The 16,083-nt window shown below is 63.3% G+C and carries 12 protein-coding genes and 1 pseudogene; 9 read left to right on the top strand and 4 right to left on the bottom strand.

The window, feature by feature from the left end; translation table 11 throughout:
* Positions 1–168: 168 nt before the first annotated feature.
* The 3 genes from DESFRDRAFT_RS01205 (at position 169) to DESFRDRAFT_RS01195 (ending at position 3,965) form a co-directional block, all read left to right on the top strand.
* Positions 169–1,152: an SAM-dependent methyltransferase gene (locus DESFRDRAFT_RS01205; RefSeq protein WP_043793572.1), complete on the top strand. Its 984-nt coding sequence runs from the start codon at positions 169–171 to the stop codon at positions 1,150–1,152.
* Positions 1,153–1,613: 461 nt separating this feature from the next.
* On the top strand, positions 1,614–3,164 hold the full coding sequence (locus DESFRDRAFT_RS01200; protein ID WP_005990310.1) for a nitrilase-related carbon-nitrogen hydrolase: 1,551 nt from the start codon (positions 1,614–1,616) through the stop codon (positions 3,162–3,164).
* Between the two features lie 48 nt (positions 3,165–3,212).
* Positions 3,213–3,965, top strand: coding sequence for a hypothetical protein (locus DESFRDRAFT_RS01195; protein WP_005990307.1), 753 nt, complete (start codon positions 3,213–3,215; stop codon positions 3,963–3,965).
* Here the strand turns inward: DESFRDRAFT_RS01195 and DESFRDRAFT_RS20980 are convergent.
* The 3 genes and pseudogenes from DESFRDRAFT_RS20980 to DESFRDRAFT_RS01185 all read right to left on the bottom strand — a co-directional run.
* Positions 3,958–4,345 (bottom strand): annotated as a pseudogene (locus DESFRDRAFT_RS20980) (transposase); the annotation flags it as partial. The gene DESFRDRAFT_RS01195 and the pseudogene DESFRDRAFT_RS20980 sit on opposite strands and share 8 nt — an antisense overlap.
* A 175-nt stretch (positions 4,346–4,520) precedes the next feature.
* Positions 4,521–5,012 (bottom strand): GNAT family N-acetyltransferase, encoded by a 492-nt coding sequence (locus tag DESFRDRAFT_RS01190; protein ID WP_005990305.1) that lies wholly within the window; start codon positions 5,010–5,012, stop codon positions 4,521–4,523.
* Positions 5,013–5,134: 122 nt separating this feature from the next.
* On the bottom strand, positions 5,135–5,791 hold the full coding sequence (locus DESFRDRAFT_RS01185; RefSeq protein ID WP_005990303.1) for an LOG family protein: 657 nt from the start codon (positions 5,789–5,791) through the stop codon (positions 5,135–5,137).
* 146 nt (positions 5,792–5,937) lie between these two features.
* Here DESFRDRAFT_RS01185 and DESFRDRAFT_RS01180 point away from each other — a divergent pair, with 146 nt between their 5' ends.
* Complete coding sequence (locus tag DESFRDRAFT_RS01180; protein ID WP_005990301.1) at positions 5,938–7,545, top strand: MBL fold metallo-hydrolase RNA specificity domain-containing protein; 1,608 nt, start codon at positions 5,938–5,940, stop codon at positions 7,543–7,545.
* A 251-nt stretch (positions 7,546–7,796) separates the two neighbouring features.
* Here DESFRDRAFT_RS01180 and infA read toward each other — a convergent pair whose 3' ends face one another.
* Positions 7,797–8,015 carry a translation initiation factor IF-1 gene (gene infA, locus DESFRDRAFT_RS01175; RefSeq protein WP_005990299.1) on the bottom strand — a complete coding sequence of 73 codons (219 nt, stop codon included), beginning with the start codon at positions 8,013–8,015 and terminating at the stop codon, positions 7,797–7,799.
* A gap of 186 nt (positions 8,016–8,201) precedes the next feature.
* On the opposite strand from infA, the gene DESFRDRAFT_RS01170 reads away from it, so the two are divergent.
* The 5 genes from DESFRDRAFT_RS01170 (at position 8,202) to DESFRDRAFT_RS01150 (ending at position 15,952) form a co-directional block, all read left to right on the top strand.
* Entirely contained in the window at positions 8,202–9,401 is a 1,200-nt protein-coding gene (locus DESFRDRAFT_RS01170) for an aminopeptidase (RefSeq protein WP_005990297.1), read from the top strand.
* 81 nt (positions 9,402–9,482) lie between these two features.
* Positions 9,483–9,968 carry a hypothetical protein gene (locus tag DESFRDRAFT_RS01165; RefSeq protein WP_005990295.1) on the top strand — a complete coding sequence of 162 codons (486 nt, stop codon included), beginning with the start codon at positions 9,483–9,485 and terminating at the stop codon, positions 9,966–9,968.
* A 116-nt stretch (positions 9,969–10,084) separates the two neighbouring features.
* The gene (locus DESFRDRAFT_RS01160; RefSeq protein ID WP_005990293.1) at positions 10,085–10,561 is read left to right on the top strand and encodes a chemotaxis protein CheW; all 477 of its coding nucleotides are present in this window, start codon (positions 10,085–10,087) and stop codon (positions 10,559–10,561) included.
* Positions 10,562–10,769: 208 nt separating this feature from the next.
* Positions 10,770–14,222 carry a transcription-repair coupling factor gene (gene mfd, locus DESFRDRAFT_RS01155; RefSeq protein WP_005990291.1) on the top strand — a complete coding sequence of 1,151 codons (3,453 nt, stop codon included), beginning with the start codon at positions 10,770–10,772 and terminating at the stop codon, positions 14,220–14,222.
* The gene (locus DESFRDRAFT_RS01150; RefSeq protein WP_005990290.1) at positions 14,222–15,952 is read left to right on the top strand and encodes a peptidyl-prolyl cis-trans isomerase; all 1,731 of its coding nucleotides are present in this window, start codon (positions 14,222–14,224) and stop codon (positions 15,950–15,952) included. The genes mfd and DESFRDRAFT_RS01150 overlap by 1 nt, the downstream gene beginning before the upstream one ends.
* Positions 15,953–16,083: the final 131 nt, after the last annotated feature.

Below are 16,083 nucleotides of genomic sequence, written 5' to 3'. Positions count from 1 at the left end.
AAGGGAACACCTTTAAAAAGCCTTCTCCCTTCCCTCACTTTTCTCCCTTTGCGCTGATTTCAACATGCCTCTTTTTGAGGAAAACTCTTTGGAAAGGGGGCCTGGGTGAAGTACCTTTCTTCAGAAAGGCGCTCCCGCAAAGGTTTTCTTTTCAAATGCATGCCCACCATGGATGATGACCTGCGACCCGCTGTTTTGCGGCTTCTGGAGCGTGAGCCGCCACCGGGGCCGGTCATGGCCGAAAGCGCTTTTGTGACCGATTCCCTGGCCGGGCATATCGAACGCCTTGGACGGGGTGAAACGCCTGTCACGGCCGAGGGGTTGGCCAGCCTGTGCCTGGCCTACGCCCATGCCTACGTCCATCCCGAGCGGCTTGGCGAAGCGGTTACCCTGGAAGACGCCACATTGCTCGCCGGCCGTTTCGCCCGCCGTCGGGGCGGCTGCCGGTCGCTCGCGGGGCAGGACGCGCTGCGTCGGGTGTTGCTGCATCACGGCTTTGCCTTGCAGATGCTTTTCGACATCCCAAAGACCGTGCATCTCCTCGATGCGCTGCTGCGGCGCGAGGTTGCGCCCGGGGGAGGGGTGTTTGTCGGCCTGGACCTTGGAGCCGGCACGGGCATTTTGCTTCTTGGCCAATATCTGCTGGCCCGACGACGTGGATACGAAGCTCCCCGCCTTTGGGGGGTGGAGCATCTGCCCCAGGTGGCGGCCCGCGCCGACGACTTGCTTTCGGGATTAGGGATTGGGCGGGTGGCCCATGGCGACGCAACCACATCCGCAATCTACAACGACGTTCCCCAAGGGGACATCGCCTGCGTGACCAATGAAACCCTGCCGTCAATCGCCCACCGGCTCTACAAGGAGCCGTTTACGGCCATCAGCGCCGCCCTCTTTGCCGCGTTGAGCGGTCGCCTCGAACGGACGGTCTTCATGCCCGAGGCGGTCTGGGCCTCGGACAGGACGAGGCGGACCTGGCTGCGTCTGAGCCCGGAAAACGCTTTTGCCGGCGAAGCCAGTCCGGTGCCGGCGCGTCTTTTTTACATGCGCGATGTGGAACTCGCCGGGGAGCGCATCCCAGCCGACCAGGTCGGCGCGCCGTTTCAAGCCCTGATCAGCCCCGTCTGGGCGGAAGCCCTGGGACGCCGTTGGTAGCCAATTTCTCGAAGAAGCTGGGGGAACACTTTGTCTTACGAAAAGTTTTCCCCCAGGCCCCCCTTCAAAAGATTTTCAAAGGAGAAAGGGCGATTGTTAGCAGGCCGTTGCACAAAGCTGTTTCCGGCTATTCTCCCCCGTAGATGACGGCGATGGGCATGATCCCGCAGCATCATCCGAGATTGAAACCGGCCACATGGAGCAGATAGCGTTTCCGGATGTTCTCTCGCCCTCTGAGCCAGACCCGTGTGGTCCAGGGTGTGCTCGAAACTCCTTTCAACCAGTTCCGTCCGCTTGGGGTTAACTCCTCTCTGCCCTCCTTGTCCCCCGGTCCGTTGGAAGCCCCCGTCAGCCACCTTGAAAAATGCGGGTGGAAGGACGCCGCAGACGGAGCGCTGTTGACATTATTGACATCTAGTCTAGTTATAATAACTATTGGTCTAACGACGGGAACCCTAGCCATGGATTTCAATATGCCAGCCCCCCGAACAGCCGACGGGGGAAGTGTCGTGGATGCCGGTGAGCGATCGGCGAAGCGCCTTGCCTCGAATGACAACCGGATCACACGAGGCGGCCCCCTTCTGCTGATTGGCTTTGTGCTCACCCTCCTTTCGGACATGCCGGGTAGCGCGGACATCCTTGCCTGGTTCATGCCGATCCCGTTTCTGGTCTACGTCGCGCGTTTTCGTAGCGCCAGAAACCGCCTCTGGCTGTTGGTGGTCCTGGTGGTGGCATCGATCCTGACACTCGCCAAGACCGCATCGGACCCGCTCCTGATGTCGGTCGCGTTTTCGGTGATGAGCGGGACGGTCACTGGGCTCCGCTTTTTCATCGCCTATGTCCTCTGGGACTGGATCCGCAAGAGAACGGGAAACATTGCCGGCATCCTGGCTTTTCCCGTTGTCATCATCAGCCTGGAATACCTCCAAGCCAATTACACTCCCCTGGGCGACTGGGGCGCGCTGGCCAACACCCAGCTTTCCAATCTGCCGCTGCTGCAAACCGCTTCCCTGTTCGGTTTTCTCGCGATTTCCGCTATGATGGCCTGGGCCGCGGTTCTGATGGCATCCATGGCCTTGAGGGGCGGCATTTCCAGGCTGAGGGCGCATATAGCGGTCTTCGCTGTCGTCTTCGTCGCGCTCAATGTCTATGGGGATCTTCGCCTCAATCAGGTGCCGACTGGCAATTATATCCGCGCGGCGGCGATCGGCACGGCCTACACCTTCACCGGGGCATTGCCCGATCCTGAAAGCCCCTTAATCGCGAGCACGACTGACAAGCTGATCGCAGATACGATCTTGGCCGCTCATCAGGGCGCGGCTATCGCCGTCTGGGCCGAGGCCTCGACCATCGTGACGCCAAGCGGCGAAGCACAGCTTCTCGACCAACTGACCAAACTCGCTAAGGCCGATCACATCGCCATCGTCGCGGCTTATGCGGTCCTGCTGCCAGAGGGCTCGCCGTATCACCTCGAAAACAAGTTCACCTGGCTCACCGATACCGGCGCGATCGCCGAAACCTATCGCAAGCATCATCCCGTCCCCGGCGAGGGCAGCGTGCCGGGACAAGTTCCGCTCAGGGTGATCTCTACCGCCTACGGCAAAATGGCCGGGGCCATCTGCTATGATTTCGACTTTCCGCAGATCGCGCTCACCTATGCCCGGTTAGGCGCGGACTTCGTGGTGCTGCCGGGCCTTGATTGGCGGGGCATGTTGCGCCGCCATTCGCTCATGGCGCGAATGCGGGCTATCGAAGGCGGCTTCCCGATACTCCGTCCCGCGGACGGCGCGACGTCCATGGCTTTCGACAGCCGGGGCCGGATCCTGGCATCGCTGCCCAATTTCGGGAACAACGACCGAGTGATGCTCGCCTATATGCCGGTGGGCAGAACGCTGACGCTTTACAGCCGCATCGGCAATGTCCTCGCCTATTTAGCGCTTCTAACCCTTTTCGTCCTGCTGATCGTCGCCTGTCGCAATGGTCATGTCCGGCAGCGAAGACCGCATCCCTAACCTGCGCGGCGTGATGGTTCTTCCCAACCTTTAGACAAAGAGAGTCCGATGGAATTCAAGATCGATGCCGACAGGCTTCGCCTCCATCTCAAGATACTGGGAATCGGGGGATCTATCCTCATGCTTTGGAACGGGGTCTGCGACCTGATCTACGGTTATTCCGCAACGCTTAGTGGGCCGGCATATTTCTCACCCGCCGTGATTACGACCGTGCTCACGGCGGACGGACGCCCGCACTGGGTGATGCTGCTCGCGCAGACCGCCGGCTGGCTCTACCCGTTGTTCGCGCTCACTTATTTTCCCTGGTGGATCGGCATGCGCCGGGCGGGCTTCTGGCTCGGCACGCTTCCAGTCCTACTCCTCGTTTACGCCCTGATGATGATCGGCGGCATTCAACATGCTGGATTTGCCTTTCTGAGCGTTCTGGAACAGGCCAAGGCCGTCGTGGGCTGCACTGATCCGAATTTCTTCGATCTGGCCAACCGCTACATCATCGAGCATTTCGCCATGGGTGACCTGACTGCGGCCACCGCGCTCGACGCTGGCGCGATTCTCCTAGCCATCGGCATCTTGAGCGGCCGGACGATCTTCCCCCGCTGGTTCGTGATTCTGTCGCCGCTCGGCACACTCGTCGTAACGATGGGGGTGGGTGTTCTTCTCCCCGCCCCAGCGGCGGGCTATGTGCTCGCGCCGTTCGGCACCTGGTTCATGCTGGTCCCCAACATCGCCGTGACGCTCTGGCTGTGGACCCACATGGATCTCGTGCCGAAAGATCTCATCAAAGTGTCGAGCCCCACGTAAAATGATCAAGCTCGTTGATCGCCAGCGGACGGGACCGTGTCCGGCTCAGCGAACAATGATCCGGGACCGACTCTTTGGTCAAAAGCTGGAGAAAATCCCGAGGGAAAGCGAATCGGCGCACCTCCACTCAATGCCGCGCTTGCAGTCGATGCCCTCGAAATAGCCTCCGACGCGCATCCGAAAAACCGACCAGGAAGAATCGAGGGACGCCCCTTGTCGGCATAGAAGGGCTTGCACAGTTTCTCGGCGAAGGCGTCGAAGCCGGATTTCCGGAAAATTTGCTGGAGACGGTCGTAAAAAGCGCGCCCACGGGATCGGGGAATCTCATCCCAGTCCAGATACATCGTTCCCTGCTGATAACCCTGGCGGCCAAGCCCCATCAGATCACCTCCGGAACCGTGATGGCTGGATTCTCGGCCACGCGGAGGAATTTTTCAACATGCAGCTAGGCACCATACGGAAAAAGTTGAAAGTTTTGAGGAGGGGAGAGCGCGAGAGGGGAACCCTTTTTGAAAAAAGGGTTCCCCTCTCGCATCCTCTTCATCCGCTCCCCCTCTACAGTTTCAGCTCGTAAAACAAGGCACCGGGCAGGGGATTGTCGCAGTAGGGTGGGATGGGGACGAAGCCGAGTCTTTGATAGAGCGCGTTGGCGGCGGTCATGGTGGCGAGGGTATCCAGGCGGATGGCGTCGTAGCCGCGTTCCCGGGCTCCGGCCACGGCCGCTTCGGCCAGCCCCCGACCGAGCCGCTGGCCGGCATAGGCCGGACGCACGAAAAGCCGCTTCATCTCGCAGATGCCCTCCGCAAGCGGTCGCAGGGCCACGCACCCCGCCGGCATGTCTTCCATCCAGGCCAGCCACACCCCGCCATCGGGCAAGGCGTAACAGCCGGGCAGGTCCGCCAGCTCCTCATCGAAGCGCTGGAAGCACAGGTCGAACCCCAATCCGGCGGCGTATTCCTGGAACAGCAGCCGCACCACGGCCATGTCCGCGGCCGGGGCGATGCCGGTGCCCAGTTGCAGGGTTTTCGAGACCGGTATCTTATTCATCGAAACGCCCCTTGCCTCCCTTGGCGCGCCTTGCGGATGGGGCAAGGCCGTCGTTTCCCCATAAGCCACGCGTAGGCCGCCGGCGCCTTCGGGTCTTCCCGAGGCCGCGCCGGCGGTCATGCCTAAATGATCACATGGCGCTGTATGAACTGCACCGCCTCCTCCGGCGTGTCCAGGACCGTAAAGAGGTCCAGGTCTCCCTTGGAGATGAAGCCGCGAGAAAGCAGCGTGCCGCGGAACCATTCCATAAGCCCGCTCCAGAAGGCGGAACCCAGAAAGATGATGGGGAAGGGCTTGATCCGTTTGGTCTGAATGAGGACCAGCGCCTCGGACACTTCGTCGAGGGTGCCGAACCCACCGGGCATGGCGATGTAAGCCATGGCGTATTTGACGAACATGAGTTTGCGCACGAAGAAATAGCGGTAGTCGCTTTTGATCGTCAGGTAGGGATTGGGCTTTTGCTCGAGGGGAAGGTGGATGTGCAGGCCGATGGAATCGCCGCCGGCATCGGCCGCGCCCTTGTTGGCGGCTTCCATGAGTCCCGGACCGCCGCCGGTGATGACCGAATAGCCGGCGCGGCTCAAAAGATCGGCCAGTTTTCCCGTCTCCCCGTAGAGCGGGTCGTCCGCGGGCACACGGGCCGAGCCGAAAATGGAAACCGCCGGCCGCACGTCGCCCAGGACCTCGAAGCCGTCCACAATTTCGGCCATGATGCGGAAAAGCCGCCAGGATTCGGTCACCGACAGGTCGTCGATCAGGTATTGGCGTGACGCGCCCATGCGTCCTCCCTAGGGTTGTGCGTCCCGGGGCTTTTCAGGATCGGCCAAACGCAGTACACGGCGACCTCGACCAATTGCCCGCAATCCTGATTGTGCTCCCTTGGAGATGGATGATCAAGTCGGGCAAGCCATTATCCGGAGGCTCCATGAAGGTCAAATTCCTCGGCGCGGCCGGGACCGTCACCGGCTCCTGCCATGTCATCGAAACCGGCAATACCCGGTTCGCCATCGACTGCGGCCTGCACCAGGGCAGCGAATCCATCGAGGACCGCAACCAGGATACGGACGTTTATGCCCCCAGGCGCATGGATTTCTTCATCGTCACCCACGCCCACATGGATCATTGCGGGCTTCTGCCGCGCATGGTCAAGACGGGTTTTTCCGGCAAGATCTACTGCACGCCGCCGACCAGGGACCTGCTTGGGATCATGCTCGAGGACAGCGCCCACATCCAGGAAATGGAGGCCGAGTGGGCCAGCCGGAAAAACCGGCGCCATGGCGGACGCCAGGTTGAGGCCCTTTATACCCGGGCCGACGCCGCCGCCACCGTGGACAGGCTTGTGGCCGTACCTTACGGCGAGCCTTTTTCCCCGACCCCGGGCGTCACGGCCATCTACCACGATGCCGGGCATATCCTGGGCTCGGCCTTCATCGAACTGAGTCTCGAACAGAACGGGACGCGCACCCGCATGCTTTTTTCCGGCGACCTCGGCCGGCCCTCCCAGCTTCTGGTCAACGACCCGGCCAAGCCGGTGGACGCCGACTACCTCTTTCTCGAGGGCACCTACGGCGACCGCGACCACAAAAACGAATCCGCCAGTCGCGATGAACTGGCCGAGGCCATTGCCTACAGCTATTCCCGGGGCGGCAAGGTCATCATTCCGGCCTTTGCCGTGGAGCGCACCCAGGAAGTGCTGTACTGCCTGCACCTGCTCCTCAAGGAGGGCAAACTGCCGGCCGACATGCCGGTGTTCGTGGACAGCCCGCTGGCCATCAAGGCCACCGAAATCTTCCGGCGCAATCCCCAATACCTCGATGCCGCCGCCCGGGCCTATTACGACCGGGGCGAAGACCCCTTGTCCCTGCCGGGCCTGCGCTTCACCCAAACCACGGAACAATCCCGGGAGATCAATACGCTCCAAGGGCCGGCCGTGGTCATCTCGGCCAGCGGCATGTGCAACGCCGGACGGATCAAGCACCACCTGCGCCATAACCTCTGGCGTCCCGAATCGAGCGTCGTTTTCGTCGGCTTCCAGGCCATGGGCACTCCGGGCCGCAGGATCGTGGACGGAGCCAAGGTCATCCGGCTGCTCGGCGAAGAGGTGGCCGTGAGCGCCAAGGTGTTCACCATCGGCGGATTTTCCTCCCATGCCGGGCAAAGCCAGATTCTCACCTGGCTCACCCACTTCAAAGTGAACCACCCGCAGGTTTTTCTCGTCCACGGCGAGCAAAAGGCCCTGGACGTGCTGGCCGGACTGGTGCGCGAGCGTTTCGGCCTCAAAGTGCGCATCCCGGGCTATCTCGACGAGTACGCGCTCACTCCGGGCACGGAACCGGTGGTATCCGTCGACGAGGCCAAGGCCCGGCCGCATATCGACTGGGACGTCGTCTTCAATGCCATGGAAGGCCGGTTGCGGCTCCTCAAGGAACGCAAGGAGAAGCTTACCGCCCGTACGGCCGAGGAGCAGGAAGACATCCGCCGCCGGCTCGCGGCCGTGGACGGCGACATGCTGCGCGTGTTGTCGGAGATGTAGTGCGGGGAGAGGGAGAACTCCCGGGGGGAAACCTTTCTGAGGAAAGGTTCTCCCCCCGACCCCCTTTCCAAAAACTTTTCATGATGACGGAGTGTTGCTCTTACAGCACACATCACCATCGAAAATTTTAGGAAGGGGAGAGCACAAGAGGGGATAACCCTTCTTTATAAGGGGTGTCCCCTCTCGCACGTTCCGTACATACGAGATGGGACGTGAGGGCCCGAAGTGGCAATGCGCCCGCGAGGGGCTTGTTACTTGAGGCGGTAGGTGATGCGGCCGCGGGTGAGGTCGTAGGGGGAGAGTTCGACCTTGACCCGGTCGCCGGGCAGGATGCGGATGTAAAACTTGCGCATTTTGCCGGAAATGTGGGCCAGCACTTCATGGCCGTTTTCCAGCTCCACGCGGAACATGGCGTTGGGCAGGGCCTCCTGCACCTTGCCGTCGACTTCGATGGCACCTTCTTTAGCCATAAAAAATATCCTCCTGGCGGCGCGCGAAAAGACGGCGTCCGCCTGCGTGTTTTCGTGTGAACGTATGCAGATAGTCGTTTTTTTGCCTTCTGGCAAGAGCAAGAAGGGAACAAAGGCCTGTTGCCCGACCCGGTCCTTGCCGCCTGTCTCCTTTTCGGGCTATGTTGCGGCGAAAAGGAACAAACCGTGCTGACGCGCTCCCAATGCGACAAATACGCCGACGTCCTGCTGTGGGGCCTGACGACCTCCCGGGTCGAACCCTACAAGCCCGGCGACGTCGTGCTTGTCCAATTCGATCTGGCCGCCTTGCGCCTGGCCGAAGCCGTTTACGGCAAACTGCTCGCCCGAGGCCTCAATCCCGTCCCGCGCCTGACCCTGACCCCGCACATGGAAACGGAATTTTACGGCAAAGCCGACGAGGCCCAGCTCGTTTTCCAGACTCCGGGACAGGCCGTGCTTCATGAAAATATCCACGGGGCCATGCATTTGCTCGCTCCGGACAGCCTCACCCACTTAAGCGCCATCGACCCCAAGCGCATCGCCACAGCGGCCCTGGCCAGAAAACCCCTGCGCGACATCCTGGTGCGCCGGGAGGAGCGGGGCGAATTCGGCTGGACGCTGTGCATCTTTCCCACAAAAGAACTGGCCTCCAAGGCCGGCATGACGGCCAAGGAGTACGCCGCCCAGGTCGCGGCCGCCTGCTTCCTCAAGGAGCCCGAGCCCGTGGCCCTGTGGCGCAAGCTTTACGAGGACGCCAGGGAGATAAAGGCCTGGCTCGACGGCATGAAGGCCAGCTACCTGCACATCGAATCCGACAACGTGGACCTCAAGGTGACTCCCGGCGAGCACCGGCGCTGGCTCGGGCTCTCCGGCCACAACATCCCGAGCTTCGAAATCTTCACTTCCCCGGATTGGCGCGGCACGTCCGGCCGCTACTACGCCGACCAGCCGTCGTATCGCAGCGGCAACTACGTCACCGGCGTGCGCCTGACCTTCGAGGAGGGCGTGGTGACCGATATCGCGGCCGACCAGGGCGCCGAATTCGTGCGCAAGCAGCTTTCCATGGACCCCGGGGCCTCACGCCTGGGAGAATTTTCGCTCACGGACAAGCGCTTTTCCAAGATAGACAAATTCATGGCCAACACGCTTTATGACGAAAACTTCGGCGGCCCGCACGGCAATTGCCATGTTGCCGTGGGAAGCTCCTACTCCGACACGTTTGACGGCGACCCGGCCAGCCTCGACGGCACGCGCAAGGAAGAATTGGGGTTTAACGACTCGGCCCTGCACTGGGACCTCGTCAACACCGAACCCAAACGGGTGCGCGCCCATCTGACCGATGGACGCGACGTGACGTTGTATGAAGACGGGCAGTTCCGCTATTGACGCGGCGGGCAATGCGCCGTATCGCCTGCTTGTCGCAGCGGTTTGGGCCGCTTATATGGAATCGTGTCCGAGGAGAAGCCCATGCGCAAGCTCGCCGTATTGCTCTGTGTGACCATGGCCGTCTGCCTGGCCGGCGTCGCCCATGCCGGCCCCAAAGCCCATCCCGATATCAAAGGCTGGGAAAAAGGCGGCGAATACGATAAGCTTTTCGATCCCAAGGAAGCCGATTCCCTGAAAGGCAGGGTGGTCAAGATTTACGAGATCACCCCTTATGCCGGCATGGCCCCGGGCATTGCCTTGCAGGTCGAGGACAAAAAGGACAAAAGCCTGGAAACCGTCCATCTGGGACCCAAGGATTTCGTGAACCTGGACTCCATCGGCCTCAGGGAGGGCGATCAGGTCAAGGTCATCGGCGCCTGGGCCGAAGTGGATGGGCAGGATGTGCTGCTGGCCGTCAAAGTGAAAAAGGGTGAAAACACCCAGTTGAAGGTCCGTCGTACCAGGGATGGCTTCCCGTTTTGGAGCATGCCCCCCGATGAGCTTCGCGCCGAGACCTCCGGCGACTAGTTTCGAGGTTCCCCCGGCTTGCCGCTTGCGTAAACCGGGAACAATTGGATAAGAACTCAGGTAGGTACGCTTTTGCCGCCACCCGCGCGGCCACACCAACAACGGGAGCTTGCCGCATGGAGGAAACCCTCAAAAAACAGGATGCCGAACTGCTCCAGCTCGTTACGTTCAGTATCGGCGAGGAAGAGTTCGGCGTGGATATCCTCAGCGTGCAGGAAATCATCCGCATGATGGATATCACCAAGGTCCCGCGCGCCCCGGAATTCGTCGAGGGCGTCATCAACCTGCGGGGCAAGGTCATTCCCATCATCGACCTGCGTCGCCGTTTCGGTCTGTCCACGCGGGACCATGACAAACACACCCGGATCATCGTCATCGAAATCAACAACATGATCGTCGGTTTCGTGGTCGACTCCGTCTCCGAGGTGCTGCGCATACCCGCCAGCACGGTGGAGCCGCCGCCACCCGTCGTTTCCGGCCTCGAATCCGAGTACATCAGCGGCGTGGGCAAGCTTGAGGATCGGTTGCTGATCCTGCTCGACCTCGACAAGCTGCTTTCCGGTGAAGAGCGCGATATGTTGAGTTCCTTCTAGGGGACCGCCTGTTCCGGAAGGAGTATTGGAAGAAGTCCCTGACTGTGTCGTACCGTTTGGGCATGGTTGGCTTTTTCATACCGTCCACCGGGAGCGATGCGGCCGCGTAAGCGGCTTGCGGCTCCGGGGGACCCACACCGAAGAGCGTTTCCGGCCGCCGTCACGCGTCTGTGACGGCGGCCATCCCGTATTTTTCACGAGGCACGCCTTGTCCCGTACTCCCGCGCTTTCCGAATTGCTCGCCAGTCCCGACTCCGCCTCGGTCTACAAAAGCGGCCCCGCCACCCTGGCGTTTCTGGCCGCCGAAGCCCTTTCCCGCGGCCAATCCGCCGTGGTGGTGACCCCGGGCATCCATGAGCTGACCAAAATCGCCTCGCTGCTCGACCTGGTGGCGCCCAAGCCGAAGCGCCAGCTCTGGGGCGCATCGTCCATGTCCCTGCCGTCCTACGCCCCGGGACTGCCGAGCGGGGCCTTTTGGGCCCGGCGCATGGCCTTTTTGGCCTTTGCCTCCATGGGCACGGGGCCGCGCGTGCTCCTTTTTTCCGCCGACAACCTGCTGCCCAAGTGGCCGCCGTTGCAAGCCCTCGAGGGCAATATCCTGACCGTGGCCGTGGGCGAGGAGCTGCCCCGGGACCTCATTGCCGAACAGGCCGTGTTGTGGGGCTATAAACGCGCCCCCATGGTGACGAATCCCGGTGAATTTTCCCTGCGCGGCGATATCCTGGACATTTTCCCTCCGGGCTACGACACGCCGCTGCGCCTGGAATTTTTCGGCGACACCGTGGAGACCGCCCGCCGTTTCGATGCCGGGTCCCAGCGCTCCCTGGCCGAACTGACCGAGGCGGTGCTTCTGCCAGCGGCTCCGGCTGTGCTCTCGGAGACGTTCAAGGAACAGGCCGCCGCGATGTGGGAGACCATCGCCGGCACCGGGGAACTGCACCGCACGGCCAAGGCGCGTCTCGAGACCGCCGTCGAGGCCGGGGACGGCGGCATCTGGCCGGGCCTTTTTTACGAACGCCCGGTGGAGTTGGCCGCCTGGTGCCCGGACGACGCCGTCTGGATCGTCGACGACCCCACCCGGGTGAAGGAGCGGTTGGAGGAGACCGAGCACGCCTGGCGGCGATTTTTCGAGGCTCAGACCAAGGAGCAGGGCCATCCCTGGCCCACGTCCCGGGTGCTGTGGCCGGAGAACATGGCCCGCAAGTCCCTGGTCGCGGGCCGGCGCATCCTGTTCGAGGACCTGGTCATGGGCCGGGGCCGTCATGGCCCGGACATGCCGGAAAAGGCCCTGGAGCGTTTCGGCGATCTTTTCTGGAAACCCGGCTCGGACAAACGGCCCTGGACCACCCTGACCGCCGCGCTCAAGGAATGGAGCGGCCATGGCCAGACCATCCTGTCCTTTCATGGCGAGCGCTCCCGCAAGAAATTCCTCCAGATGATCGAGCCCGAGGGGCTCACCTTCCGCACCGGCTACAGCGCCGGCGAGACGGGCCTTTTCGCCCTCATCTCCGATCTGCGCCAGGGCATGGAGCTTGCCTGGCGCGACACGCGCGTGCTGCCCGAGGACATCCTGCATCCCGATGCCGCCAAGGCCGGGGCCGGGCGCGGCCGGGACAAGGATTTCAAGGGACTGACCTCGTTTGACGACATCCGGCCGGGCGATCTGGTGGTGCACCGCGACTACGGCGTGGCCAGCTTCGAAGGGCTCACCCGCATGACCGTGGACGCCACCGGCGGCGACTTTCTGCTCCTGGTCTTCGCCGACGACGACAAACTGTATCTCCCGGCCGACCGGCTGGGGCTGATGCAGCGCTACAAGGGCCCCGAAGGCGCGACGCCGCCCCTGGACCGCCTCGGCGGGGCGCGCTGGAAATCGGTGCGGGAGCGGGCCAAAAAGGCCATCGAGCGCATCGCCGCCGACCTGGTCGAAATGTACGCCTACCGGCAAGTGGCCAAAGGCTACGCCTATGGCCCCACCAACGAATTATACCTGGAGTTCGAGGCCACCTTCGGCTTCGAGGAAACGCCGGACCAGGAAAAAGCCATTGACGAGGTGTTGGCCGACATGGAGCGCCCGGAGCCCATGGACCGGCTGGTATGCGGCGACGTGGGCTTCGGCAAGACGGAAGTGGCGCTTCGGGCCGCGTTTCGGGCCGTGCTCGACGGCAAGCAGGTGGCCATGCTCTGTCCGACCACCGTCCTGGCCGAGCAGCACTATCAAAATTTCATGGCCCGGCTGGAAGGCTTTCCGGTGCGGGTGGAAATGCTCTCGCGCTTCGTTTCGCCCAAGCGCCGCAAGGTCGTCCTGGAAGCCGTTTCGCGCGGCGAGGTGGACATCCTCATCGGCACCCACCGCATTCTTTCCTCCGACGTGACCATCCCCAATATCGGCCTGCTCATTCTCGACGAGGAGCAGCGGTTCGGGGTCAAGCACAAGGAACGCCTCAAGGCGTTCAAAAAAAATATCGACGCGTTGACGCTCACCGCCACGCCCATTCCGCGCACCCTGCAACTGTCGTTGTCCGGAGTGCGGGGGCTTTCGGTCATCGAGACGCCCCCGGCCGAACGCAAGACCGTGGAAACGGCCCTGGTCGAACGCGACCCGGCCTTTTTGCGCGAGGTGTTGCGCCGGGAGCTGGAACGCCAGGGGCAAGTCTTCTGGGTGCACAACCGCGTCCAGGGCCTGGAAGAGGTGGCCGCCTTCGTGCGGACCCTGGCCCCGCAGGCCAAGGTGGCTATGGCCCACGGCCAGATGTCGGAGACGGGCCTCGAGGAGGCCATGCACGGCTTCTGGCACGGCGAGACCGACATCCTCGTGTGCACTTCGATCATCGAGTCCGGCCTGGATTTTCCCCGGGCCAACACGCTCGTCGTGGACAACGCCCACATGTTCGGCCTGGGCCAGCTCTACCAGCTGCGCGGCCGGGTGGGGCGCTCACCCCGGCAGGCCTACGCCTATTTCGTGGTGCCAAGCATCGAGCGGGTACCGGAACTGGCCCGAAAGCGCCTGCGCGTCATCCTGGACATGGACTACCTCGGGGCCGGATTCCAGGTGGCCATGGAAGACCTGCGCCTGCGCGGGGCGGGCAATATCTTGGGTGAGGCCCAGTCCGGCCACATCGCCCGCATCGGCCTCGACATGTTCCTGGAAATGCTGGCCGAGGAGGTCGGGCGGCTCAAGGGCGAGCCGGTCAAGGAACGCACCGAGCCGGAGCTGACGCTCGGCGTCGCCGCCCGCATCCCGGAACGCTACGTGCCCGAGGCCTCGGACCGGCTGCGGCTTTACAAGGCCCTGTCCACGGCCAAGACCGAACAGGGGCTGGCCGAACTCATGGCCGAGATGCGCGACCGGTTCGGGCCGCCGCCGGCTGAGGTGGAAAATTTCCGGGCCGTGTTGGGCTTGAAGCAGCTGCTTTCCAGGCTCGGCGGCACCAAGGCCGAGATCGCGCCGACCAGGCTGGTGGTCTCCTTCGAGGCCGAGGGCGCGGCCGTCTCGCCGGAGCGGCTGGTCAATTTCGCCGCGACGCGGGGCGAGGGCGTGCGGCTTCTGCCTCCGGGCCGCCTGTCCCTGCCGCTCGACGCCAACGCGCCGTTGCCCGAAGCCATCGCCGCCTGGACCGCGGAACTGGCCGCCCTGGGGGCCGAGGAGGTCGCGCCGTAATGCGCCTTGCCGCGCCGTCTTTTCGCGGCCTCGCCGTGTGCCTGCTGGTCTTTTTCGCTTTGTCGGCCCTTCTTGGCGGATGCGGCCGCGACACGGCAAAAGAGCCCGGCGTGGTGGCCATGGTCGGGGGGGCCCCCATCCGGCTGGCCGATGTGGAGGCCCGGTACGACCTGGGGGAGATCGGCCTGCCTGAGGTGGACAATCCGCCCGTGGAGACGCTGCGTGCCGCCTATGGCAAGGTTTTGGCCGACATGATCGTGGCCCGGCTGGTGCGCCAGGAGTTGGCCCGGCGGCATGAATCCGTCACCGAAGCCGAAATCGCCGCCGTCGAGAAGCGGGTGCGCGCTGATTACCCCGGCGACAGCTTTGATCGCATGCTCCTGGAGGAACGCATCGACCTGGCCCGCTGGCGGGAGATGCTCGCCGACCGGCTGGCCCTGGAAAAGTTCACCCGCGAGGTGCTGCGCCTGGAGGTGCGGGTGGAAGTGACCGAGGCGGCGGACTATTACAAGAAACATATCGACGCCTTCACCACAGCCCCCCGGATGCGCTTGACCCGGGTCCAGGGACGCGACGGCGCGGCCGTCAAGGCGGCCCTGGCCGCCTACCGCAAATCCGGGCGCAAACTGGAGAGCTTGGCAGGGCGTTCCGGCATCACGGTACGGGACGCGGTGTTGCCGGAAAAAAATCTGCCCGCGCCCTGGCGCGAAGCGCTCAAAAGCCTCAAGGAAGGCGAGCCCACCACCATCCTGACCGAAGGCGGGGAAAGCCTCTTTTGCATCCTGCAAGAACGTCTGCCCGCCAAGGTGATCGATCCGGCCAAGGCCTACGCCCGGGTCGAAGCCATCCTGGCCGGGGGCAAGACGGCCAAGGCCTTTGCCGCCTGGCTGGCCGAAACCCTGCGTACCACTAAGATTTCCATCAACAAGGAGCTGCTGGCCGCCATGTCCCCCGGGCGGGAGACCGCGGCCGCGACGGAGGTGCGCGACGAGGCGGGGCAGGGCTTGGAGGACGCCGCCGTGCGCTCGGACGTCCGGTCGGAGTTGACCCGGCGCGCCAAGGAGGCATCGTCCGCCGAACCCCGGCCGGCGTCACCGCCCGAGCCGACGTTGCCGGAAGCCGCCAGGAAGGCGCAAGACAACGTCCCCCCATCAACGGCAACGCCGCCTACGCCCGTCGCGACGGAACCGGCACAGGCTCCGTCAACGGAACAGCCCGCGTCAACCGAAGCCCAGCAGCCGGCCGCGCCCCAAAAGACGCCTGAGCAAGCGGACCAGGCCGCGCCCGTCGTCCCGGACAAAGCCGGACCGATCCAACCGGCCTTTACGACGAGTCTTCCCGCCGAAGCCGGCAAGGACGTCGAACCGGCCGCAGCAACGCCCACCGTCGCGGACGCGGCAGCCGCTTCGCCCGGAGAAAGCGCGCCGGCAGACAGCCAAGCCGTCTCGTCGGCCCAACCGGCATCACCCGAACCGGTCGCGCCCAAAAGGCAATCCTCCGGGGGCGTTGTGGAATTTACAGCCATCAAGGCCAGCTGGATTCGCTACGCCGTGGACGAGGGCGAGGAAAAGCGGGTCTATCTCAAACCCGGCAAGCCCTACAAAATCGCATACACGAAAAAACTTTTCGTCAGGCTGGGCAGCCCCAGTGAGGTGCGCTACAGCCACGACGGTCATGAGGAAACGGTCGCCGTGGGCAACAAGGAAAACCGAAGCCTTGAATTTCCTTAAACCGCCCGCGACTTGTCCGGTCGACGCCGTTGCCTGGGCTGACAAAAACGTTTATAGGCCCCGGATAAGCGGTTGCGTCAGCCTGGGAGGAGGCGGACGCGGTCACGGCTTTGCAACCGGGGAGCGCGTCA

Origin of the sequence: Solidesulfovibrio fructosivorans JJ], assembly GCF_000179555.1 — a bacterium.
Taxonomy (GTDB): domain Bacteria; phylum Desulfobacterota; class Desulfovibrionia; order Desulfovibrionales; family Desulfovibrionaceae; genus Solidesulfovibrio; species Solidesulfovibrio fructosivorans.
The sequence above is the reverse complement of the archived record's forward strand: the minus strand, read 5'-3'. Positions and strand labels throughout refer to the sequence as shown.